This is a genomic window from Mycobacterium conspicuum, from assembly GCF_010730195.1.
GTDB classification, from domain to species: Bacteria; Actinomycetota; Actinomycetes; order Mycobacteriales; family Mycobacteriaceae; genus Mycobacterium; species Mycobacterium conspicuum.
In genome coordinates, this window is sequence record NZ_AP022613.1 from 2,235,001 (window position 1) to 2,257,065 (window position 22,065).

Here is a 22,065-nt window from a genome sequence, read left to right on the forward strand (position 1 = left end):
CGAAAGGTTTGTCCACCTGTTCGCAGTGGGGTTACGCTCGCGCCCCAGAGTTGTTGCGCCGCATCGACTTTTCCACCAGGTCGAGGACCGCGGCCAGGCGCGCCGGGTCCTCGCCGGACGCCAGCCGGGCCACCAACCCGTCCAAGACGAGCTCCAGGTAGCACTGCAACACGTCGCCGGGCACGTCCTCGCGCACCCGGTGTGCCTCCTTCTGCCGGCGCAGCCGTTCGTGCGTCGCCGCGGCCAATTCCGCCGAGCGCTCCGACCAACCCCGGTTGAACGCCGGGTCGTTGCGCAGCTTGCGGGCGATCTCCAACCTGGTGGCCAGCCAGTCGAACTCCTCGGGCGCGGCGAGCATGTCACGCATCACCTGGATGAGGCCCTCGCGGGACGCGACCTCGGCCATCCGCTCGGCATCCTCGTGCGCCAGCGCGAAAAACAGTGCGTCCTTGTCCCGGAAGTGATGGAAGATCGCGCCGCGCGACATTCCGATCGCCTGCTCCAGCCGCCGCACCGTCGCCTTGTCGTAGCCGTATTCGGCAAAGCAGCGCCGGGCGCCGTCAAGGATCTGACGGCGCCGAGCCGCGAGATGGTCCTCGCTGACCTTGGGCATCTACGACTTCAGCATGTTGCGCAGCACGTACTGCAGAATGCCCCCGTTGCGGTAGTAGTCCGCCTCGCCGGGGGTGTCGATGCGCACCACGGCGTCGAACTCGACATCTCCGGCTTTCACCTTCACCGTCTTCGGTGTCTTGCCGTCGTTGAGCGCCTCGATCCCAGTGATGTCGACGACCTCGGTGCCGTCCAGGCCGAGGTCCTTCGCCGACTTGCCGTCGGGGAACTGCAGCGGGATGACGCCCATGCCGATCAGGTTGGAGCGGTGGATCCGCTCGAACGACTCGGCGATCACCGCGCGAACGCCCAACAGCAGCGTGCCCTTGGCCGCCCAGTCGCGTGAGGAGCCGGACCCATATTCCTTGCCGCCCAGCACCACCAGCGGAATGTCCTGTGCCGCATAGTTTTGCGCCGCGTCGTAGATGAAGGCCTGCGGGCCGCCGTCCTGGGTGAAGTCGCGGGTGTAGCCCCCCGACACATCGTCGAGTAGCAGGTTGCGCAACCGGATGTTGGCGAATGTGCCGCGGATCATCACCTCGTGGTTGCCGCGGCGCGAGCCGAAGGAGTTGTAGTCCTTGCGGTCCACGCCGTGCTCGTCGAGGTACTGCGCCGCCGGGGTGCCCGGCTTGATGCTGCCGGCGGGGGAGATGTGGTCGGTGGTCACCGAATCGCCCAGCAGCGCCAGCACCCGGGCGCCGGTGATGTCGGCGACCGGCTCGGGCTCGGCGGGCATGCCCTCGAAGTAGGGGGGCTTGCGGACGTACGTCGAATCCTCGTTCCACTCAAAGGTGTTGCCGCTGGGCGTGGGCAGGTTGCGCCAACGTTCGTCGCCCTTGAACACGTCGGCGTAGTTCGTGGTGAACATCTCCCGGTTGATCGCCGAGGCGATGGTGTCGGACACGTCCTTCTGCGACGGCCAGATGTCCTTGAGGAAGACGTCGTTGCCGTCCTTGTCTTGGCCCAGCGGTTCCTTCTCGAAGTCGAAGTCCATCGTCCCGGCAAGCGCGTAGGCCACCACCAGCGGCGGCGACGCCAGGTAGTTCATCTTCACGTCGGGGTTGATGCGGCCCTCGAAGTTCCGGTTGCCCGACAGCACGGCCGTCACCGAAAGGTCGTTGTCGTTAATGGCTTTCGAGATCTCGTCGGGCAGCGGGCCGGAGTTGCCGATGCAGGTGGTGCAGCCGTAGCCGACCAGGTAGAAGCCGAGCTTTTCCAGGTACGGCCACAGGCCGGCCTTATCGTAGTAGTCGTTGACCACCTGCGAACCCGGCGCCATCGTGGTCTTCACCCACGGCTTGGAGGTCAGTCCCTTCTCCACCGCATTGCGCGCGAGCAGCGCCGCGCCCAGCATCACCTCGGGGTTGGAGGTGTTGGTGCACGACGTGACCGCGGCGATCACCACCGCGCCGTGATCGAGCACGAATTCGCCACGCTCGTCGGACTTCACGTCCACCGGATTGCTCGGGCGGCCCTTGGAGTGCGCGGCGGCTGACTGTGCCTCGGGGACGTCGTCGGCGTGGCCGTTCGAGGGTGAGCTGGGGTCGCTGGCCGGGAAGGACTCGTCGACAGACTCGTCGAGTTTCGAATAGGCCTGATCGCCGTCCCCGTTGACATAGCTCGGAATCTGTTCGCGGAAAACGGATTTCGCCTCCGACAACGCGATTCGGTCCTGCGGGCGTTTCGGTCCGGCGATCGATGGCACCACCGTGGACAGGTCGAGCTCGAGGTACTCGGAGAACGTCGGCTCGTGGTCCGGGTCGTGCCACATGCCCTGCCTTTTGGCGTACGCCTCGACCAGTGCCAGCTGCTCGTCGGTGCGGCCGGTGAACTTCAGGTAAGAGATGGTCTCCTCGTCGACCGGGAAAATGGCTGCGGTGGAACCGAATTCGGGGCTCATGTTGCCCAACGTGGCGCGGTTGGCCAGCGGCACCTCGGCCACGCCGGCACCGTAGAACTCGACGAACTTGCCGACCACGCCGTGCTTGCGCAGCATCTCGGTGACCGTCAGCACCACGTCGGTGGCCGTGACGGCCGGTTGGATCTCGCCGGTCAGCTTGAAGCCGACGACCCGCGGGATCAGCATCGACACCGGCTGACCCAGCATCGCGGCCTCGGCCTCGATGCCGCCCACGCCCCAGCCCAGCACGCCGAGGCCGTTGACCATCGTGGTGTGCGAGTCGGTGCCCACGCAGGTGTCGGGATACGCGACCCCGTCGCGCTCCATGACGACGCTCGCCAGGTACTCGATGTTGACCTGATGCACGATGCCGGTGCCGGGCGGCACCACCTTGAAGTCCTGGAAGGCGCCCTGCCCCCACCGCAGAAACTGGTAGCGCTCCCCGTTGCGCTCGTACTCGATCTCGACGTTGCGCTCGAATGCGTCGGCGGTGCCGAACAGGTCGGCGATCACCGAGTGGTCGATCACCAGGTCGGCCGGCGCCAGCGGGTTGACCTTCTCCGGGTTGCCGCCGAGGTCGCCGATGGCCTCGCGCATGGTGGCCAGGTCGACGATGCAGGGCACCCCGGTGAAGTCCTGCATCACGACGCGCGCGGGCGTGTACTGGATCTCAATGCTGGGTTCCGCGTTGGGATCCCAGTTCGCGATCGCCTCGATGTGGTCTTTGGTGATGTTGCTGCCGTCCTCGTTGCGCAGCAGGTTTTCGGCGAGGACTTTGAGGCTGTAGGGGAGTTTCTCGGTATTGGGGACGGCGTCGAGACGATAGATTTGGTAACTCTTGTCGCCGACCTCGAGGGTGTCGCGTGCTCCGAACGAGTTCACCGATTCCTTGCTAGTCACATCAACTCCCGGGATTAAATTCTGCCGCCGACGGGCCGTGTCGACGGGGCAATGCTGAAAACCACTTTAACAGTACGCTTGTCCTGTATTAAGCGGTACCCGCATCGGTAAGTCATGTCCGCTCGGGCGCGTGGTAAACCCCTTTGTCCGCACAGCGTCAAACTAGAGTGACCGCGGTGGCCGAAGATCACGCCAGCGTGACGGGGCAGGAGGAACAGACATGACCGGGCAACCGCTGCCGATCTACATCCCCCAAGACGTGGACATGGCCATGGTGAAGGCTCAGGTCGCCGCGACTGGCGTCAGCGCCCCGCCGGCGGACATGCCCGGGTTGTTGGCCGTGGTGAACCAGGCCCGCGCCGACGGCATCACCCTCAAGATCGTGCTGCTCGACCACAACCCGCCCAACGACACCCCGCTGCGCGACATCTCCACCGTGGTCGGCGCCGACTACCCGGATGCCACCGTCCTGACGCTGAGCCCCAGCTACGTCGGCACCTACAGCACCCACTTCCCGCGCGTCACCCTGGAAGCCGGCGAGGACATCGCCAAGACCGGCAATCCGGTGGTCTCGGCGAAGCACTTCCTGCATGAGCTCAACACCCCCGAATTTCCTTGGACCGGGTTGACGATCGTGTTGTTGGTCGGGGTGCTCGCGGCCGCCGTCGGCGCCCGATTCCTGCAGCTGCGCAGCAGGCGGACAGCAACGTCGACCGCGGCGGCCGACGGCCCGGAACCGAAACCGAGCCAAGGCGCCTAGCCTCGCGCGTCCGGCTCGGACGACCGCACGACACGGCCTTCGCGACGGCGTGCGGCAAACACGGCAGATCACCGTTCGGTCACAGTAAACGCACTTCCAGAGTGCAGTTTGTGACTTACGTTCTCATTGCGACTCCTGTGACGTACGGTGCAAATGATGCTGCTGTTGTCTTTGGCGCTTTCCGTGGAATCGGTGGCTGGCGCCGTCCATCCGTGCTGAGCCATAGGAGACCCGAATCGAATGAGACGGATCCGCCGCGGTTCTGCTTCGCGATCGGCCACAAGGGTTGTGCGGCCGGTCATTCCGTCGTTGTTGAGTGCCGCCGCGCTGGTGTGGCTGCCCAGCCTCGCCGTCGCCGACCCCGGCTCGGACGCCATGGCGACATTGATCGCCAACGTCGCCAAGGCCAACCAGCGTCTCGATGACCTGAGCGCCGCGATCCAGACCGAGCAGCAGAGCGTCGACAAGGCGATCGTCGACGTGGAGACCGCGCGCGACAACGCGGCCACGGCGCAGCACGACCTGGAGGTCAGCCAGCAGGCGGTCAAGGACGCCAACGCAGCGATCGCCGGCGCCCAACACCGCTTCGACACCTTCGCGGCGGCCACCTACATGAACGGCCCGTCGGGCAGCTACCTGACCGCGAGCAGCCCCGACGACATCATCGCCACCGCGACCGCCGCCCGGACCCTGAGCGCCAGTTCTCAGGCCGTGATGACCAACCTGCAGCGAGCCCGCACCGAGCAGGTGAATAAGGAATCGGCGGCGCGGGCGGCCAAGCAGAAGGCCGACAAGGCCGCCGCCGACGCCAAGAACAGTCAGGACGCCGCGGTCGCGGCGCTGACGGAGTCCAAGCGCAAGTTCGACGAGCAGCGCGCGGAGGTCAACCGGCTGGCCGCCGAGCGTGACCAGGCTGAGGCGGCGCTGCAGACCGCCCAGCTCGCCGATGCGCGCTGGTCGACCGCGGCTGGCCCGGCGGGCGCCGACCGTTGGGACCCGGGTGCGCCCGGAGTGCCCGGGCCGCGCGGGGGCCGCAAGTGGGACGGCTGGGACCCCACGCTGCCCATGGTGCCCAGCGCCAACGTCCCGGGCGACCCGATCGCGGTGATCAACCAGGTGCTCGGGATCTCGGCGACGTCGACGCAGGTCACAGCGCAGATGGGGAAGAGCTTCCTGCAGCAGCTGGGCATCCTGAAGCCCGACGACACCGGCATCACCAACGCCCCGGCCGGATCGACCTCCGGACGGATACCGCGGGTCTACGGGCGGCAGGCCACCGAATACGTGATTCGCCGTGGCATGTCGCAGATCGGGGTGCCCTACTCCTGGGGTGGCGGCAACGCCGCGGGCCCCAGCAAGGGAATCGACTCGGGCGCCGGCATCACCGGCTTCGACTGTTCGGGCCTGGTGCTGTACTCGTTCGCCGGGGTGGGCATCAAGCTGCCGCACTACTCGGGTTCGCAATACAACCTGGGCCGCAAAATCCCGTCCTCGCAGATGCGCCGCGGCGACGTCATCTTCTACGGCCCGGGCGGCAGCCAGCACGTGACGATCTACCTCGGTGACGGCCAGATGCTCGAGGCGCCCGACATCGGTTTGAAGGTGCGCGTCGCGCCGGTGCGCACCAGCGGCATGACGCCCTACGTGGTCCGGTACATCGAGTGGTGAAACGAGGAGCCATGCGCCGCAAGCATTTTCACCCGATGAAACTGGCCGCGACCGCGACGCTGATAACGGGGCTGATGCTGTCCGTCGCGGCCCCGGCCAGCGCCGACCCCGGTCAGTGGGACCCCACGCTGCCGGCAACGATCAGCGCCGGCGCGCCCGGCGACCCGCTGTCGGTCGCCACCGCGTCACTGCAAGCCACCGCCCAGGCCACCCAGACGACGCTAGATTTGGGCAAGCAATTCCTGAGCGGGCTGGGGATCAACGTGGGCAGCACGGGCGGCGGGACAAACACCAGCGGAAGCCGGATTTCGCGGGCCAACGCGCCGCAGGCGATCGAGTACGTGATCCGCCGCGCCGGCTCCCAGATGGGCGTGCCGTATTCGTGGGGTGGCGGCACGCTCGACGGGCCCAGCAAGGGCGTCGGCGACGGCGCGAACATCACCGGGTTCGACTGCTCCGGTCTGATGCGCTACGCCTTTGCCGGGGTCGGCGTGCTGATTCCACGGTTTTCCGGCGACCAATACAACGCCGGCAAGCACGTTCCTCCGGACCAGGCCAGGCGCGGCGACCTGATCTTCTACGGCCCGAACGGCAGCCAGCACGTCACCCTGTACCTGGGCAACGGCCAGATGCTGGAGGCATCGGGGAGCGCGGGCAAGGTCACCATCAGCCCGGTCCGCAGGCCGGGCATGACGCCCTTTTTGACGCGCATCATCGACTACTGACCGGGTGCGCGCGTCGACGGAACCCGACCGGCCTGGAATAGTTGAACGCGGGCACGTCGCAGCCCGGGGCATTAGGGTGCCAGCAGTCGCGTCTGAATTTGGAAGGTAGTTGTCGATGACTTCAGCAGGTGGGTTCCCCCCGGGGGGCGGCGGTTACTCGGGTCCGGGCGGGCAATCAGCCCCGGGGGCCCATGAGGCGCCGTCCGGCGGCGGCCTCTCTTCTGATGGGCTGGCCGCCGAGGTGCACACCCTCGAACGGGCGATCTTCGAGGTCAAGCGGATCATCGTCGGCCAGGACCAGCTCGTCGAGCGGATGCTGGTCGGCCTGCTCTCCAAGGGGCACGTGCTGCTCGAGGGTGTGCCGGGCGTGGCCAAGACGCTGGCGGTGGAGACCTTCGCCAAGGTGGTCGGCGGGACGTTCGCCCGCATCCAGTTCACCCCCGACCTGGTGCCCACCGACATCATCGGCACCCGCATCTACCGGCAGGGCAAGGAGGAGTTCGACACCGAGCTCGGCCCGGTGGTGGTCAACTTCCTGCTCGCCGACGAGATCAACCGGGCCCCGGCCAAGGTGCAGTCCGCGCTGCTGGAGGTCATGCAGGAACGTCACGTGTCGATCGGCGGCAAGACCTTCGACCTGCCCAACCCGTTCCTGGTGATGGCGACGCAGAACCCCATCGAGCACGAGGGCGTGTACCCGCTGCCCGAGGCCCAGCGCGACCGGTTCCTTTTCAAGATCAACGTGGGCTACCCGTCGCCGGAAGAGGAGCGGGAGATCATCTACCGGATGGGCGTCAAACCGCCGGAGCCCAAGCAGATCCTGGCCACCGGCGACCTGGTGCGGCTGCAGGGCATCGCGGCCAACAACTTCGTGCACCACGCGCTGGTCGACTACGTGGTGCGCGTCGTCACCGCCACCCGCCACCCCGAACAGCTGGGCATGAACGACGTCAAGACCTGGGTCTCGTTCGGCGCCTCCCCGCGCGCGTCGCTGGGCATCATCGCGGCGTCGCGGTCGCTGGCGCTGGTGCGGGGCCGCGACTACGTGATCCCGCAGGACGTCATCGACGTCATCCCCGACGTGCTGCGCCACCGGCTGGTGCTCACCTACGACGCGCTGGCCGACGAGATCTCCCCGGAGATCGTCATCAACCGGGTCCTGCAGACGGTGGCCCTGCCGCAGGTGAATGCAGTTCCGCAGCAAGGTCATTCGGTCGGCCCGGTGATGCAGGCCGCGGGGGCGGCTAGCGGTCGGTGACGGATCCCAAGCCGCCGGCGGTGGCGCACCCGCCGTCGATGCAACGAGGGCAGATCGATGACCCGAAGCTATCGGCGGCGCTGAAGTCGCTCGAGCTCACCGTCAAACGCAAGCTCGACGGCGTGCTGCACGGCGACCATCTCGGCCTGATCCCGGGTCCCGGCTCCGAACCGGGCGAGTCGCGCGAATATCAGCCCGGCGACGACGTGCGCCGCATGGACTGGGCGGTGACCGCGCGCACGACGCACCCGCATGTCCGCCAGATGATCGCCGACCGCGAATTGGAGACCTGGATGGTGGTCGACATGTCGGCCAGCCTGGACTTCGGCACGGTCGGCTGCGAGAAGCGCGACCTGGCGGTGGCGGCCGCGGCCGCGATCACGTTCCTCAACAGTGGCGGCGGAAACCGGATCGGCGCGCTGGTCGCCAACGGCATGACGATGACCCGGGTGCCGGCCCGTTCCGGACGCCAGCATGAGCAGACGCTGCTGCGCACCATCGCCACCACCCCGAAGGCCCCGACCGGCGTGCGCGGTGACCTGGCGACGGCCATCGACGCGCTGCGCCGGCCGGAACGTCGCCGCGGCATGGCGGTGATCATCAGCGACTTCCTCGGCCCGATCAACTGGATGCGCCCGCTGCGCGCGATCGCGGCCCGGCACGAGGTCCTCGGCATCGAGGTGCTCGATCCGCGCGACGTCGAACTGCCCGACATCGGCGACGTCATCCTGCAGGACGCCGAAACCGGCGTCACGCGGGAGTTCACCATCGACGCGCAGCTGCGTGACGACTTCGCCAGGGCGGCCGCGGCCCACCGCGCCGAGGTGTCGCGCACGATCCGCAGCTGCGGGGCGCCTTTGATGACGCTGCGCACCGACCGGGATTGGATCGCCGACATCGTCCGGTTCGTTGAATCCCGGCGGCGCGGGGCCCTGGCGGGGCGGCAGTGATCGGTCAGCCGTGACGCCCCCGTTGCTGGGCCCGATGTCGCTGTCCGGCTTCGCGCACGCGTGGTTCTTTCTCTTCCTGATCGCCGTCGTCGCCCTGGCGGCGCTGTACGTCGTGATGCAGCTGGCGCGGCAGCGGCGGATGCTTCGCTTCGCCAACATGGAGTTGCTGGAAACCGTCGCCCCGGAGCGCCCGCCTCGGTGGCGGCACGTGCCGGCGATCCTGCTGGTGCTGGCGTTAGTGCTGTTGACCATCGCGATGGCCGGACCCACGAACGACGTGCGGATTCCCCGCAACCGCGCCGTGGTGATGCTGGTGATCGACGTGTCGCAGTCGATGCGCGCCACCGACGTCCAGCCCAATCGGATGGCCGCCGCCCAGGAAGCCGCCAAGCAGTTCGCCGGCGAACTGACCCCGGGAATCAACCTGGGGCTGATCGAGTACGCGGGCACCGCGACGGTGCTGGTGTCACCGACGACCAACCGGGACGCCACCAAGGCCGCGCTGGACAAGCTGCAGTTCGCCGATCGCACCGCCACCGGGGAGGGCATTTTCACCGCCCTGCAGGCCATCGCCACGGTCGGCGCGGTGATCGGGGGCGGCGACAGCCCGCCGCCGGCCCGGATCGTGTTGTTCTCCGACGGCAAGGAGACGATGCCGACCAATCCCGACAACCCCAAGGGCGCCTTCACCGCCGCGCGCACCGCGAAGGACCAGGGCGTGCCGATCTCGACGATCTCCTTCGGCACGCCGTATGGCTTCGTCGAGATCAACAACCAGCGTCAGCCCGTCCCGGTCGACGACTCCACCATGCGCAAGGTCGCCGAGCTCTCCGGGGGGAATTGGTTCAGCGCCTCAAGCCTGGAGGAGCTGAAGAGCGTCTACGCGTCGCTGCAACAGCAGATCGGCTACGAGACGATCAAGGGTGATGCGAGCGTCGGCTGGCTGCGGCTGGGTGCTTTGGTGCTGGCGCTGGCGGCGCTGGCCGCGCTGCTGATCAACCGCCGGCTGCCCACCTAGCTTGCTTTTCGTTCGCGAGCCCAACCTGGCTGCGATTTTCGAGCGGGATTTTCGCAGTGTGGTTCGGTTCGCGAAGCGCGAGCCTCCCCTACGCGCTGGATGACGTCTGCGGGATGGTCCCGACCAACCACCCGGACCACAATCCAGCCGTAGCGGTGCGTGACCTTCTCGTGTCGACGAATGTCCTTCCTGACGTGGTAGGGATCGTTCAAATGGTGCTCGCCGTCATACTCGGCCGCGACCTTGATGTCTTCCCAGCCCATGTCCAAATACGCTTCCGCCCAACCCCATTCGTTGCACACCGCGATCTGGGTTTGCGGCCGGGGAAACCCGGCTTTGACTAGGAGCAGCCGCAACCACGTCTCCTTTGGCGACTGGGCACCCCCGTCGACAAGGTCGAGAGCCGCGCGCGCAGCCTTGATGCCGCGCCGGCCGCGATAGCGATCAACCAACAGTTCGACGTCCTCCAATCGCAAGTCGGTTGCCTGCACGAGGGCGTCAACCGCCGCGACAGCGGCGTCCATCGGGTATCGACTGGCCAGGTCGAGCGCCGTCCGCTCCGGCGTAGTGACGCGCATGCCATCGACAACACAGATCTCGTCGGGCTCGATGCGGTCCTCCCAGGTCTGGACTCCCGGAGCCCGGCGGCTGTTGGCGTGGATGATTGCTGCGGGCAGGTCTTCGCCGATCCACCTGGAGCCGTGCAGAGCGGCCGCCGAATAGCCGGCCAACACCCCTCGGCCACGCGACCGCAGCCAGAGCGCTTTCGCACGCAGTTGTGCGGTCAACTGCACATCTCGCTGCACGTACACGTCTTTGTGTAGGGCCACATATCGGCTGCGCAGCTCGTAGGGCGTCAAGGTGCCCGCGGCCACGGCTTCGCTGCCCCGGAAGGGATCTGTCATGGCCGACAGTGTGCTGCGCCACACCGACACCCTCCGCGAGCCGAACCGCACAGCGAAAATCCCCGCCGGAATTCGCAGCCCGGTTCGGCTCGCGGGTAGGCGCGAGTCGATTTCGGCCCCGCCGCTGCGAGGCGATAAGTTGGCCGGGTGACAAAACCCGCATTCGTATCCCGTTCGGTCCTGGTGACGGGCGGAAACCGGGGGATCGGTCTGGCGATCGCCCAGCGGCTGGCCGCCGACGGCCACAAGGTGGCCGTCACGCACCGCGGATCCGGGGCGCCCGAGGGGCTGTTCGGCGTCGAGTGCGACGTCACCGACACCGACGCCGTCGATCGCGCCTTCACCGCGGTCGAAGAGCACCAGGGTCCGGTCGAGGTGCTGGTGTCCAACGCCGGCATCTCCAAGGATGCGTTCCTCATTCGGATGACCGAGGAGCGGTTCACCGACGTCATCAACACCAACCTCACGGGCGCGTTCCGGGTGACCCAGCGCGCGTCGCGCAGCATGCAGAAGAAGCGGTTCGGGCGGATCATCTACATCGGGTCGGTCTCCGGCAGCTGGGGCATCGGCAACCAGTCCAACTACGCGGCCGCCAAGGCCGGCCTGATCGGCATGGCGCGCTCGATCTCCCGCGAGCTGTCCAAGGCCGGGGTGACGGCCAACGTGGTGGCGCCCGGCTACATCGACACCGAGATGACCCGCTCGCTGGACGAGCGGATTCAGGCCGGCGCGCTGGACTTCATTCCGGCCAAGCGGGTCGGCACCGCCGAGGAGGTCGCCGGGGTGGTCAGCTTCCTCGCGTCCGAGGACGCGAGCTACATCGCCGGTGCGGTCATCCCGGTCGACGGCGGCATGGGCATGGGGCACTGAGAGGACGAATATGCGACTGCTCGAAGGCAAACGGATCCTGGTCACCGGGATCATCACCGACTCCTCGATCGCGTTTCACATCGCCAAGGTTGCCCAGGAGGCGGGGGCGCAGTTGGTGCTCACCGGATTCGACCGGCTGCGGCTGATCCAGCGCATCGCCGACCGGCTGCCGGAGAAGGCCCCACTGATCGAACTCGACGTGCAGAACGAGGAACATCTGAACAGCCTGGCTGACCGGGTCACCGCCGAAATCGGCGAGGGCAACAAGCTCGACGGTGTCGTGCACTCGATCGGATTCATGCCGCAAACCGGCATGGGCATCAACCCGTTCTTCGACGCGCCCTACGAGGACGTGTCCAAGGGCATCCACATCTCGGCGTACTCGTATGCCTCGCTGGCCAAAGCGCTACTGCCGATTATGAATTCTGGCGGGTCGATCGTCGGCATGGACTTCGACCCGACCCGGGCGATGCCGGCGTACAACTGGATGACCGTCGCCAAGAGTGCGCTGGAATCGGTCAATCGGTTCGTGGCTCGCGAGGCCGGCAAATCGGGTGTCCGCTCGAATCTGGTTGCCGCAGGCCCGATTCGGACCCTGGCGATGAGCGCGATCGTCGGCGGCGCGCTCGGCGAGGAAGCGGGAGCCCAAATGCAGCTGCTCGAGGAGGGCTGGGACCAGCGCGCCCCGATCGGCTGGAACATGAAGGACCCGACGCCGGTGGCGAAGACGGTGTGCGCGCTGCTCTCTGACTGGCTGCCGGCCACCACCGGCACCATCATCTACGCCGACGGCGGCGCCAGCACCCAATTGCTGTAAAAGCCAATGGATTTTGACGCCGTCCTGCTGCTGTCGTTCGGTGGGCCGGAGGGTCCCGAGCAGGTGCGGCCGTTCCTGGAGAATGTCACCCGGGGACGCAACGTGCCCCCCGAGCGACTCGACGAAGTCGCCCAGCACTACCTGCATTTCGGCGGGGTGTCGCCGATCAACGGGATCAACCGCGCGCTGATCGCCCAACTGCAAGCGGCGCAGGACCTGCCGGTCTATTTCGGTAACCGCAACTGGGAGCCCTACATCGAAGACACCGTTGCGACCATGCGTGACAACGGTGTTCGTCGGGCAGCGGTCTTCGCCACCTCGGCGTGGAGCGGCTATTCCAGCTGCACCCAGTACGTCGAGGACATCGCCCGCGCGCGGCAAGCGGCCGGGCCTGACGCACCCGAACTGGTCAAGCTGCGGACCTACTTCGACCATCCGCTGTTCGTCGAGATGTTCGCCGAGGCCGTCACGGCCGCCGCCGGCACGGTGCCCGCCGGCGCGCGGTTGGTGTTCACCGCGCACTCGGTCCCGGTGGCCGCGGACCGCCGCTGCGGACCCTCGCTCTACAGCCGCCAAGTCCATTACGCCGCAAGGCTGGTCGCCGCCGCGGCGGGCTACGAAGACTACGACGTCGTGTGGCAGTCCCGGTCGGGCCCACCGCAGGTTCCGTGGCTGGAGCCCGATGTCGCCGACCATCTCAAAGCACTACGCGGTAACGCCGTCGTCGTATGCCCGATCGGGTTTGTCGCCGACCACATCGAAGTGGTGTGGGATCTCGACCATGAGCTACGCGCGCAAGCCGAGGCTGCGGGAATCGCGTTCGCGCGGGCCGCCACGCCCAACGCGGATCGCCGATTCGCCCAACTGGCAACAGATCTCATCGACGAACTGCGTCACGACAGGCCGCCGGTGCGAGTCAGCAGCCCCGATCCGGTACCGACTTGCCTTGCCGTCGTCAACGGCGCGCCGTGCCGACCGCCGCATTGCGCTGCGCCGGAAAACTAGGCGGACCAGGCCGAGTTCAAGATCGCGCTGACGGCGGCCATTCGCGCCGAGCGCACCACCGCACCGAGCGGGCGCAGCGCATCGTTGGCGATCTGGACCTCCGAGGACGATTGCGGGCCGGCGGGTCCGGGCGATCGGCTCAACCCCGCGCTCACCGCGATGATCGCGTCGACGTGCGCGGCATTCTCCAGCACGCGCAGCGCGCGCGACGGCGCGTGGTCGGGAATCCGGTGTTGCCGTGAGGATTCCAGCAGTTGCTCGACGAGTCCCCGCGGGTCCGCGATGTCGGACGCCGCGGATCCCAGACCGATGCTGCCGAGCGCGTCGGCCGCCGACCGCACCGCCGATCGCAGCTCGTACTCGGCGTCCCCCAACTCGTGATGCTCGAACGTCGGTGCGCTCGGCAGCGAGTACACCATCCAAGACAGCGCACACAATTCGGGCCCCGCCCCGGCTTCCTCGTCGGGCTCGTCGTAGGAGACCTCGGGGACCAGTCCGACGGCGGCGCCGGGATCATCCGGGTTGGTGATGATCACCGCCTCGCCCGCGGTCAGAGCATCCTGCTCGAACTGTGTGCCCGGGGCCAACCCGCGCACATCGCCCGGTACCGGCAGCACGATGTTGATCGCCCCCCGCGACCCGGGCTGCGTCCGGCCCACGGCGGCGCGCAGCGTCTGCAGCAGGCTGACCGTGCCCGCGTCGTGCACATCGGGCCACGGCAGTCCGGTGTGCCCGGCAGCGACGGCGTCATACGCGGTGACCGATTGCGTTGGCGCCCAGACTGATAGCGCGTCCAACACGTCGTCGGGCGCGGCCTTGCCCGCGAGCCAGGCGTTGGCCCACAGGGACAGCGAAACACTCGGGCACCACATGATCTCGCAGTGTAGTTGTTCGGCCCCCAGAAGGCGGATCACGCGTATTCTGTCCGCATGCTGGTGGCCCTGAGCTGGCTGATCTTCGCGGTGGCGTTGGCTGCTGCGGAGGCGCTGACCGGCGATATGTTCTTGCTGATGTTGGGCGGCGGCGCGCTGGCCGCGGCGGGCACCGCTTGGGTCACCGACTGGCCGATCCTGGGCGACGGCGTGGTGTTCCTGATCGTTTCGGTGCTGCTGGTGGTTCTGGTGCGGCCCCCGCTGCGCCGGCGGCTGACGCCGCCCGAGCGGCGCGAGACGGGCATCAAGGCGCTGGAGGGCAAAAAGGCCTTGGTGCTGGACCGCGTGACCCGCGACCAGGGTCAGGTGAAGCTCGACGGCCAGCTCTGGACCGCGCGCCCGCTCAACGATGCCGAAGTCTATGAACCTGGCGAGTCGGTCACCGTTATGCACATCGACGGCGCGACCGCGGTGGTATTCAGGAACATCTGACCCTCTGGGAAGTAGGAGGCATCGCAATGCAAGGTGGCGCGGTAGCTGGTCTGTTGCTGTTTCTCGTGCTGGTGATCTTCGCGGTCATCGTGGTGGCCAAATCGGTTGCATTGATACCGCAGGCCGAGGCCGCGGTGATCGAACGGCTGGGCCGCTACAGCCGCACCGTCAGCGGCCAGCTGACCTTGCTGGTGCCCTTCATCGACCGCATCCGCGCGCGTATCGATCTGCGGGAACGGGTGGTGTCGTTCCCGCCGCAGCCGGTGATCACCGAGGACAACCTGACGCTGAACATCGACACCGTGGTCTACTTCCAGGTCACCGTGCCCCAGGCGGCGGTCTACGAGATCAGCAATTACATCGTCGGGGTCGAGCAGCTCACCACCACCACCCTGCGCAACGTGGTCGGCGGCATGACACTGGAGCAGACGCTGACCTCCCGCGACCAGATCAACGCCCAGCTGCGCGGCGTGCTCGACGAGGCGACCGGCCGGTGGGGCCTGCGGGTGGCGCGGGTGGAGTTGCGCAGCATCGACCCGCCGCCCTCGATTCAGGCCTCGATGGAAAAGCAGATGAAGGCCGACCGGGAGAAGCGGGCGATGATCCTGACCGCCGAGGGCACCCGGCAGGCGGCGATCATGCAGGCCGAGGGCCAGAAGCAGGCGCAGATCCTGGCCGCCGAGGGGTCGAAGCAGGCCGCGATCCTGTCCGCCGAGGCCGACCGGCAGTCACGCATGCTGCGCGCCCAGGGCGACCGGGCCGCCGCCTACCTCAAGGCGCAGGGCCAGGCCAAGGCCATCGAGAAGACGTTCGCCGCGATCAAGGCCGGCCGGCCCACCCCGGAGATGCTGGCCTACCAGTATTTGCAGACGTTGCCGGAGATGGCCCGCGGCGACGCCAACAAGGTGTGGGTGGTGCCCAGCGACTTCAGCGCGGCGCTGCAGGGCTTCACCAAGTTGTTGGGCAGCCCGGGCGCGGACGGGGTTTTCCGGTTCGAGCCGTCACCGGTCGACGATGCGCCCAAGCACGCCTCCGACGGGGACGACGACGCCGAGGTCGCGAGCTGGTTTGCCTCCGACGCCACCTCGGCGATCGCGCCGCCGGCCACCGGCCGCCCGGACAGCACCCAGGTGATACCGGTGCAGCCGCCGGAGTTGACCCCGTAGCGCCCACGCGCGTTGGCGTCGTTGGGGGTCATGCCCCCGCCCGCGTCAGCCGGATCTGGTGCCGCCGGTAGTGGCGAATTTCCAGGGCCAGCCCGGCCAATCCCAGCGCCCCGGTGCACACCGAGACCAGGTAGAGCATCGGGCTGACGTGGCCGGCGAGCGCGTCACCGAGGATCACCACGGCGGCGGTGCCGGGAAGCAGACCGGCCAGGGTGGCCAGCGTGTAGGGCACCAACCGGACGGCGGAAGCGCCCGCGGCGTAGTTCAGCGCGGAAAACGGCACCACGGGGATCAGGCGCAGCGACAACACCGCCCGCCAGCCCCGATCGCGTAACCGCTCGTCCACGGTGCCGACGGCGCGGTGCCGGACCAGGCGGTTCAACTGCCACCCGGCCGCGCGCACCAGCACCACCGCCAGCACGGCACTGGCGGCGCTGGCGGCCACCGCGATCACCACACCGAGCACGGGGCCGAACAGCAACCCGCTGGCCAATGTGAACGCGGTGCGGGGCACCGGCACCACCGTGACGACGATGTGGGCGAGCAAAAACGCCAACGGGAACCACGGGCCCACCGATTCCGCCCAGTCCCGCAATTGCACCGCGGTGGGCACCGGAACGAAGAGCGCCACGGCCACCGCGATTGTGATTCCGGCCACGATCGCGACGCGCTTCGGTCGGGACACCTGACGCGCGGCGGCGGCGAACGCGCCGGCAAAATCGCGCAGCGTACTGGTGGTTTTCGCGGTGGCAGGGACCATAACGCCTTCCAAGGTTACGGGGCGCCGGGGTGCATCGTCCCGATCGCCGCGCCTCGACGCTTATTCGGAGCTTGCAATCAATTAGCCTTCTTAGTAAGTCACATCTGGAAGCAATATGGAGCAACCGTGCCGTTGCCGCGACGTGACCAGCACAAATAGGAGCAGTCGGTGTCCATTGACGTACCCGAGCGTGCCGACCTGGAACAGGTTCGCGGGCGCTGGCGCAGCGCCGTCGCGGGAGTGCTGGCCAAGAGCGCGCGTAAGGAACCCGCCGAGTTAGGCGACGAACCCGAGCACCTGCTGGACGCCTCCACCTACGACGGGTTCGTCATCAAGCCGCTCTACACCGCGTTCGACGAGCTGCCGGAGCCGCCGCTGCCCGGCGAGTGGCCGTACCTGCGCGGCGGGGACGCGTTGCGGGACGTCAAGTCGGGCTGGAAGGTCGTCGAAGCGTTTCCGTCCGGAGGGGCCGGGGCGCGTGAGTCCAACGCGGCGCTGCTGGGGGCGCTCGGCGACGGGGTCAGCGCCGTGCTGATCCTGATCGGGGAATCCGGTGTGGCGCCGGACGAACTCGACGACCTGCTCGACGGCGTGTACCTGAGCATGGCGCCGGTGATCCTCGACGCGGGTGCGGACTACCCGGCCGCGTGCGATGCGATGCTGGCGCTGGTCGCCCGGGTGGAAGCCGACCAGCGCCCGACGCTGTCGGTAGACCTGGGGGCCGACCCGCTGACCGCGGCGCTGAGCGATCGTCCCGCCCCCGCGATCGGGGACGTCGTCGCCGTCGCGGCGCGGGTGGCCTCGGACGAGGGTGTGCAGGGGGTGCGGGCGATCACGGTCGACGGGCCTGCCTTCCACAATCTGGGCGCCAATGCGACGTGGGAGCTGGCCGGCAGCGTCGCGGCCGGCGTGGCTTACCTGCGGCTGCTGACCGCGTCCGGGCTGCCGGTGGGCCAGGCGCTGCGGCAGATCAGTTTCCGGCTGGCCGCCGACGACGACCAGTTCATGACGATCGCCAAGTTCCGGGCCGCGCGGCGGCTGTGGGCGCGCGTCGCCGAGGTCGTCGGCGAGCCGGACAGCGGCGGCGCCACCGTGCACGCCCAGACGTCGCTGCCCATGATGACCCAGCGCGACCCGTGGGTGAACATGCTGCGGACCACGCTGGCCGCGTTCGGCGCCGGCGTCGGTGGCGCCGACACCTTGCTGGTCTTCCCGTTCGACATGGCCATCCCGGGCGGTTTCCCCGGCACGGCGCGAAGCTTCGCGCGCCGGATCGCCCGCAACACGCAACTGCTGCTGCTGGAGGAGTCACACGTCGGACGGGTGCTGGACCCCGCGGGCGGTTCGTGGTTCGTCGAGGACCTCACCGACCAGCTGGCCCGACAGGCCTGGGGGCACTTCCAGGAGATCGAGGCGCGTGGGGGTTTCGCCGACGCCCGTGACTTCGTCGCCAGCCAGATCGCCGCGGTAGCGGCCCGCCGCGCCGACGACATCGCGCATCGCCGGACCTCGATCACCGGTGTCAACGAGTTTCCCAACCTTAACGAACCCGCACTGGCGCAAGGTGATTCGCAAACCCTGGCGGGAATCCTGACCCGCTATGCCGCCGACTTCGAGGCGCTGCGCGATCGCTCGGACGCCTTTTTGGCCCGCACCGGCGCGCGTCCCAAGGCGCTGTTGCTGCCGTTGGGTCCGCTGGCCGAGCACAACGTCCGGGCGACGTTCGCCGCGAACCTGCTGGCGTCGGGCGGCATCGAGGCGATCAACCCGGGCACGGTCGATGCCGACAGTGTGGCCGGGGCTGTCGCCAATGCGGATTCGGTGGTCGCCGTGATCTGCGGCACCGACCAGCGTTACGCCGACGAGGCCGAGGCGGCTGTGCGCGCGGCCCGAAACGCCGGCGTTGAGCGGCTCTACCTCGCCGGGCCGGAGCGGGCGATCGGCGCTGCCGAACATCGGCCCGACGAGTATCTGACCATGAAAATCAATGCGGTCGAAGCGCTTTCGAACCTGCTGACTCGGTTGGGGGCCTAGCAATGACGACGACCGCACCCGTCATCGGCAGCTTCGCCGACGTTCCGCTGAGCGGCGAGCGTGCCGTGCGGCCGCCCACCGAGGCCGCGGTGGAAAAACACGTCGCCGCGGCGGCCGCGGCGCACTGGTACGAGCCCGCTCAGCTGGTGTGGCAGACGCCGGAAAACATCGACGTCAAGCCCGTCTATATCGGCGCCGACCGCGCGGCCGTCGAGGCCGAAGGCTATCCGCTGCACAGCTTCCCGGGCGAGCCGCCGTTCGTGCGCGGGCCGTACCCGACGATGTATGTCAACCAGCCGTGGACGATCCGGCAGTACGCCGGGTTCTCCACCGCCGCGGATTCCAACGCGTTCTACCGCCGCAACCTAGCCGCCGGCCAGAAGGGGTTGTCGGTCGCCTTCGATTTGGCCACCCACCGCGGCTACGACTCCGACCATCCCCGGGTTCAGGGTGACGTCGGAATGGCCGGTGTGGCAATCGATTCCATTCTCGACATGCGACAGCTGTTCGACGGCATCGACCTGTCCGCCGTGTCGGTGTCGATGACGATGAACGGCGCCGTGCTGCCGATCCTGGCGCTGTACGTGGTGGCCGCCGAGGAGCAGGGGGTGCCGCCGGAGAAGCTGGCCGGCACCATCCAGAACGACATCCTCAAAGAATTCATGGTCCGCAACACCTACATCTATCCGCCCAAGCCGTCGATGCGCATCATCTCCGACATCTTCGCCTACACCAGCGCCAAGATGCCGAAGTTCAACTCCATCTCGATCTCCGGCTACCACATCCAAGAGGCCGGTGCCACAGCCGATTTGGAGCTCGCCTACACGCTGGCCGACGGCGTCGACTACATCAAGGCGGGGCTGGACGCCGAGCTGGACATCGACCAGTTCGCGCCCCGGCTGTCGTTCTTCTGGGGCATCGGGATGAACTTCTTCATGGAGGTGGCCAAGCTGCGCGCCGGCCGGCTGCTGTGGAGCGAGCTGGTCGCGCAGTTCAACCCCAAGAGCGCGAAATCGCTGTCCCTGCGCACACATTCGCAGACCTCGGGATGGTCGCTGACCGCGCAGGACGCCTTCAACAACGTCGCCCGCACCTGCATCGAGGCGATGGCCGCGACCCAGGGCCACACCCAGTCGCTGCACACCAACGCGCTGGACGAGGCGTTGGCGCTGCCCACCGACTTTTCCGCCCGGATCGCGCGCAACACCCAGCTGGTGCTGCAGCAGGAGTCGGGCACCACGCGGCCGATCGACCCGTGGGGCGGCTCGTACTACGTGGAGTGGCTGACTCATCAACTGGCGCAACGCGCCCGAGCGCACATCGCCGAGGTCGCCGAGCACGGCGGCATGGCCCAGGCCATCAGCGACGGCATCCCCAAGCTGCGCATCGAGGAGGCGGCCGCGCGCACCCAGGCCCGCATCGACTCCGGTCAGCAGCCGGTGGTGGGCGTCAACAAGTACCGGGTCGAGGAGGACCAGGAGGTCGAGGTCCTCAAGGTCGAGAACAGCCGGGTCCGCGCCGAGCAGCTGGCCAAACTGCAGGAGCTGCGGGCAAACCGGGACCAACAGGCCGTCGACGCCGCCCTGGCCGAGCTGAGCCGCGCCGCGGCCGCTCATGGGCGTGCCGGTGCGGACGGCCTGGGCAACAACCTGCTGGCGCTGGCCATCGACGCGGCGCGGGCCAAGGCGACCGTCGGCGAGATTTCCGACGCGTTGGAGCAGGTCTATGGCCGCCACCAGGCGGAGATCCGTACTATCGCCGGGGTCTACCGCGACGAAGCATCGGGAGGCGGAAACATGACTTCGTTTTCCGACGCGACCGAACTCGTCGAGAAGTTCGCCGAGGCCGACGGTCGCCGCCCCAGGATTCTGGTGGCCAAGATGGGCCAGGACGGGCACGACCGCGGTCAGAAGGTGATCGCCACGGCCTTCGCCGACATCGGATTCGACGTGGACGTCGGCTCGCTGTTCTCCACCCCCGAGGAGGTGGCCCGCCAGGCCGCCGACAACGACGTGCACGTGGTCGGGGTGTCCTCGCTGGCCGCCGGGCATTTGACGCTGGTGCCCGCGCTGCGCGACGCGCTGGCCGAGGTCGGCCGACCCGACATCATGGTTGTGGTGGGCGGCGTCATCCCGCCCGGTGACTTCGACGAGCTGTATGAGGCCGGCGCCGCCGCCATCTACCCGCCCGGCACGGTGATCGCCGAGGCCGCCATCGGCCTGCTGCACAAGCTCGCCGAGCGGCTCGGCTACAACCTGGACTGATGTTGACTCTGCGGATATGGCGACAAAGTGCGAGAACGCCGCACCCTGAGCGCAGAGTCAAAGCCGGATGACGTCCCAGGACCTCGCCGAGGCCATCCGAAGCGGTGATCGAGCGGCCCTCCCTCGGGCCATCACGCTGCTGGAATCCACCCGTGCCGACCATCGCGAGCGGGCCCAGCAGCTGCTGCTCGAGCTGCTGCCGGACTCGGGAAACGCGCATCGCGTGGGCATCACCGGGGTCCCCGGGGTCGGCAAGTCGACGACCATCGAATCGCTGGGCATGGACCTGATCGAACGGGGCCACCGGGTGGCTGTGCTGGCCGTCGACCCGTCCTCGACCCGGACGGGCGGATCGATCCTCGGCGACAAAACCAGGATGGCGCGGCTGGCGCAGCACCCGGACGCCTACATTCGGCCCTCCCCGACGTCGGGAACCTTGGGCGGGGTGGCAAAGGCCACCCGCGAGACAGTTGTCCTGTTGGAGGCGTCCGGTTTTGACGTGATCCTGATCGAAACCGTGGGTGTCGGCCAGTCCGAGGTGGCGGTGGCCAACATGGTCGACACCTTCGTTTTGTTGACCCTGGCGCGCACCGGCGATCAGCTGCAGGGCATCAAAAAGGGTGTGCTGGAGTTGGCCGACATCGTGGTGGTGAACAAGGCCGACGGGGCGCACCTGGCCGAGGCGCGCAAGGCGGCACGCGAGCTCAAGTCGGCGCTGCGGCTGATCTATCCGCGCGAAACCCTTTGGCTGCCACCGGTTCTCACCATGAGTGCGGTGGAGGGCACGGGCCTCACGCAGGTGTGGGAGACCGTCGAGCGCCATCGCGAGGTGCTCACCGACGCCGGTGAGTTCGAGGCGCGCCGACGGGCCCAGCAGGTGGACTGGACCTGGCAGATGGTCCGCGACACGGTGCTGGACCGGGTGCTGTCCAACCCCGAGGTGCGCAAGATCCGTGCCGGGGTGGAGCGCCAGGTCAAGGCGGGGGAGTTGACGCCCGCGCTGGCGGCCCAGCAAATTCTGAAGGCGGCCTTGCTTTAACGGAAAGGTAACTTAATCTTTGTTTGCCCGTGCGACGCGTCCGTTCGACG

At 68.0% G+C, this 22,065-nt stretch carries 18 protein-coding genes and 1 pseudogene; 14 read left to right on the plus strand and 5 right to left on the minus strand.

What is annotated here, in order from left to right; translation table 11 throughout:
• Window positions 1–31: 31 nt before the first annotated feature.
• Window positions 32–613 carry a TetR/AcrR family transcriptional regulator gene (locus tag G6N66_RS10870; protein ID WP_085232766.1) on the minus strand — a complete coding sequence of 194 codons (582 nt, stop codon included), beginning with the start codon at window positions 611–613 and terminating at the stop codon, window positions 32–34.
• The gene (locus tag G6N66_RS10875) at window positions 614–3,412 is read right to left on the minus strand and encodes an aconitate hydratase (RefSeq protein ID WP_139825188.1); all 2,799 of its coding nucleotides are present in this window, start codon (window positions 3,410–3,412) and stop codon (window positions 614–616) included.
• A gap of 220 nt (window positions 3,413–3,632) precedes the next feature.
• On the opposite strand from G6N66_RS10875, the gene G6N66_RS10880 reads away from it, so the two are divergent.
• From G6N66_RS10880 to G6N66_RS10905, 6 genes are all read left to right on the plus strand, one after another.
• On the plus strand, window positions 3,633–4,172 hold the full coding sequence (locus G6N66_RS10880) for an Rv1476 family membrane protein (protein WP_085232767.1): 540 nt from the start codon (window positions 3,633–3,635) through the stop codon (window positions 4,170–4,172).
• Between the two features lie 240 nt (window positions 4,173–4,412).
• Window positions 4,413–5,840 carry an NlpC/P60 family peptidoglycan endopeptidase RipA gene (gene ripA, locus G6N66_RS10885; protein WP_085232768.1) on the plus strand — a complete coding sequence of 476 codons (1,428 nt, stop codon included), beginning with the start codon at window positions 4,413–4,415 and terminating at the stop codon, window positions 5,838–5,840.
• Between the two features lie 11 nt (window positions 5,841–5,851).
• Window positions 5,852–6,565, plus strand: coding sequence for an NlpC/P60 family peptidoglycan endopeptidase RipB (gene ripB, locus G6N66_RS10890; protein WP_085232769.1), 714 nt, complete (start codon window positions 5,852–5,854; stop codon window positions 6,563–6,565).
• A gap of 115 nt (window positions 6,566–6,680) precedes the next feature.
• Complete coding sequence (gene moxR1 / locus G6N66_RS10895; protein ID WP_085232770.1) at window positions 6,681–7,823, plus strand: chaperone MoxR1; 1,143 nt, start codon at window positions 6,681–6,683, stop codon at window positions 7,821–7,823.
• Complete coding sequence (locus G6N66_RS10900; protein ID WP_085232771.1) at window positions 7,820–8,773, plus strand: DUF58 domain-containing protein; 954 nt, start codon at window positions 7,820–7,822, stop codon at window positions 8,771–8,773. Before moxR1 ends, G6N66_RS10900 begins: the two co-directional genes overlap by 4 nt.
• A 10-nt stretch (window positions 8,774–8,783) precedes the next feature.
• Complete coding sequence (locus G6N66_RS10905) at window positions 8,784–9,791, plus strand: VWA domain-containing protein (RefSeq protein ID WP_085232809.1); 1,008 nt, start codon at window positions 8,784–8,786, stop codon at window positions 9,789–9,791.
• 68 nt (window positions 9,792–9,859) lie between these two features.
• On the opposite strand, the pseudogene G6N66_RS10910 reads toward G6N66_RS10905, so the two are convergent.
• A pseudogene (locus G6N66_RS10910) lies at window positions 9,860–10,696 on the minus strand (hypothetical protein); the annotation flags it as partial.
• Between the two features lie 147 nt (window positions 10,697–10,843).
• Here G6N66_RS10910 and fabG1 point away from each other — a divergent pair.
• From fabG1 to G6N66_RS10925, 3 genes are read left to right on the plus strand one after another with little or no spacing between them, the layout of a single operon-like run.
• The gene (fabG1, locus tag G6N66_RS10915) at window positions 10,844–11,566 is read left to right on the plus strand and encodes a 3-oxoacyl-ACP reductase FabG1 (protein WP_085232772.1); all 723 of its coding nucleotides are present in this window, start codon (window positions 10,844–10,846) and stop codon (window positions 11,564–11,566) included.
• Between the two features lie 10 nt (window positions 11,567–11,576).
• A complete protein-coding gene (inhA, locus tag G6N66_RS10920) occupies window positions 11,577–12,383 on the plus strand; it encodes an NADH-dependent enoyl-ACP reductase InhA (RefSeq protein ID WP_085232773.1) in 807 nt (268 codons plus the stop codon).
• 6 nt (window positions 12,384–12,389) lie between these two features.
• Entirely contained in the window at window positions 12,390–13,388 is a 999-nt protein-coding gene (locus G6N66_RS10925) for a ferrochelatase (RefSeq protein ID WP_085232774.1), read from the plus strand.
• On the opposite strand, the gene G6N66_RS10930 is transcribed toward G6N66_RS10925, so the two are convergent.
• On the minus strand, window positions 13,385–14,260 hold the full coding sequence (locus G6N66_RS10930; protein WP_085232810.1) for a hypothetical protein: 876 nt from the start codon (window positions 14,258–14,260) through the stop codon (window positions 13,385–13,387). The two genes, G6N66_RS10925 and G6N66_RS10930, sit on opposite strands and share 4 nt — an antisense overlap.
• Before the next feature lie 57 nt (window positions 14,261–14,317).
• On the opposite strand from G6N66_RS10930, the gene G6N66_RS10935 reads away from it, so the two are divergent.
• The gene (locus G6N66_RS10935) at window positions 14,318–14,752 is read left to right on the plus strand and encodes an NfeD family protein (protein ID WP_085232775.1); all 435 of its coding nucleotides are present in this window, start codon (window positions 14,318–14,320) and stop codon (window positions 14,750–14,752) included.
• 26 nt (window positions 14,753–14,778) lie between these two features.
• Window positions 14,779–15,918 carry an SPFH domain-containing protein gene (locus tag G6N66_RS10940; RefSeq protein ID WP_085232776.1) on the plus strand — a complete coding sequence of 380 codons (1,140 nt, stop codon included), beginning with the start codon at window positions 14,779–14,781 and terminating at the stop codon, window positions 15,916–15,918.
• A 28-nt stretch (window positions 15,919–15,946) separates the two neighbouring features.
• On the opposite strand, the gene G6N66_RS10945 is transcribed toward G6N66_RS10940, so the two are convergent.
• Window positions 15,947–16,678, minus strand: a complete 732-nt coding sequence (locus G6N66_RS10945) for a TVP38/TMEM64 family protein (RefSeq protein WP_085232811.1) — start codon at window positions 16,676–16,678, stop codon at window positions 15,947–15,949.
• Between the two features lie 168 nt (window positions 16,679–16,846).
• On the opposite strand from G6N66_RS10945, the gene mutA reads away from it, so the two are divergent.
• From mutA to meaB, 3 genes are all read left to right on the plus strand, one after another.
• Complete coding sequence (gene mutA, locus G6N66_RS10950; protein ID WP_085232777.1) at window positions 16,847–18,712, plus strand: methylmalonyl-CoA mutase small subunit; 1,866 nt, start codon at window positions 16,847–16,849, stop codon at window positions 18,710–18,712.
• 2 nt (window positions 18,713–18,714) lie between these two features.
• Entirely contained in the window at window positions 18,715–20,976 is a 2,262-nt protein-coding gene (gene scpA, locus G6N66_RS10955; protein ID WP_085232778.1) for a methylmalonyl-CoA mutase, read from the plus strand.
• 67 nt (window positions 20,977–21,043) lie between these two features.
• The gene (meaB, locus tag G6N66_RS10960) at window positions 21,044–22,015 is read left to right on the plus strand and encodes a methylmalonyl Co-A mutase-associated GTPase MeaB (RefSeq protein ID WP_085232779.1); all 972 of its coding nucleotides are present in this window, start codon (window positions 21,044–21,046) and stop codon (window positions 22,013–22,015) included.
• Window positions 22,016–22,065: the final 50 nt, after the last annotated feature.

Coding starts and splice junctions, on each gene's coding strand:
- scpA (WP_085232778.1), top strand. CDS start 18,715: ATGACGACGACCGCACCCGTCATCGGCAGCTTCGCCGACGTTCCGCTG.
- moxR1 (WP_085232770.1), top strand. CDS start 6,681: ATGACTTCAGCAGGTGGGTTCCCCCCGGGGGGCGGCGGTTACTCGGGT.
- G6N66_RS10935 (WP_085232775.1), top strand. CDS start 14,318: ATGCTGGTGGCCCTGAGCTGGCTGATCTTCGCGGTGGCGTTGGCTGCT.
- G6N66_RS10930 (WP_085232810.1), bottom strand. CDS start 14,260: ATGTGGTGCCCGAGTGTTTCGCTGTCCCTGTGGGCCAACGCCTGGCTC.
- G6N66_RS10945 (WP_085232811.1), bottom strand. CDS start 16,678: ATGGTCCCTGCCACCGCGAAAACCACCAGTACGCTGCGCGATTTTGCC.
- G6N66_RS10880 (WP_085232767.1), top strand. CDS start 3,633: ATGACCGGGCAACCGCTGCCGATCTACATCCCCCAAGACGTGGACATG.
- ripA (WP_085232768.1), top strand. CDS start 4,413: ATGAGACGGATCCGCCGCGGTTCTGCTTCGCGATCGGCCACAAGGGTT.
- G6N66_RS10925 (WP_085232774.1), top strand. CDS start 12,390: ATGGATTTTGACGCCGTCCTGCTGCTGTCGTTCGGTGGGCCGGAGGGT.
- G6N66_RS10940 (WP_085232776.1), top strand. CDS start 14,779: ATGCAAGGTGGCGCGGTAGCTGGTCTGTTGCTGTTTCTCGTGCTGGTG.
- ripB (WP_085232769.1), top strand. CDS start 5,852: ATGCGCCGCAAGCATTTTCACCCGATGAAACTGGCCGCGACCGCGACG.
- meaB (WP_085232779.1), top strand. CDS start 21,044: ATGACGTCCCAGGACCTCGCCGAGGCCATCCGAAGCGGTGATCGAGCG.
- G6N66_RS10870 (WP_085232766.1), bottom strand. CDS start 613: ATGCCCAAGGTCAGCGAGGACCATCTCGCGGCTCGGCGCCGTCAGATC.
- inhA (WP_085232773.1), top strand. CDS start 11,577: ATGCGACTGCTCGAAGGCAAACGGATCCTGGTCACCGGGATCATCACC.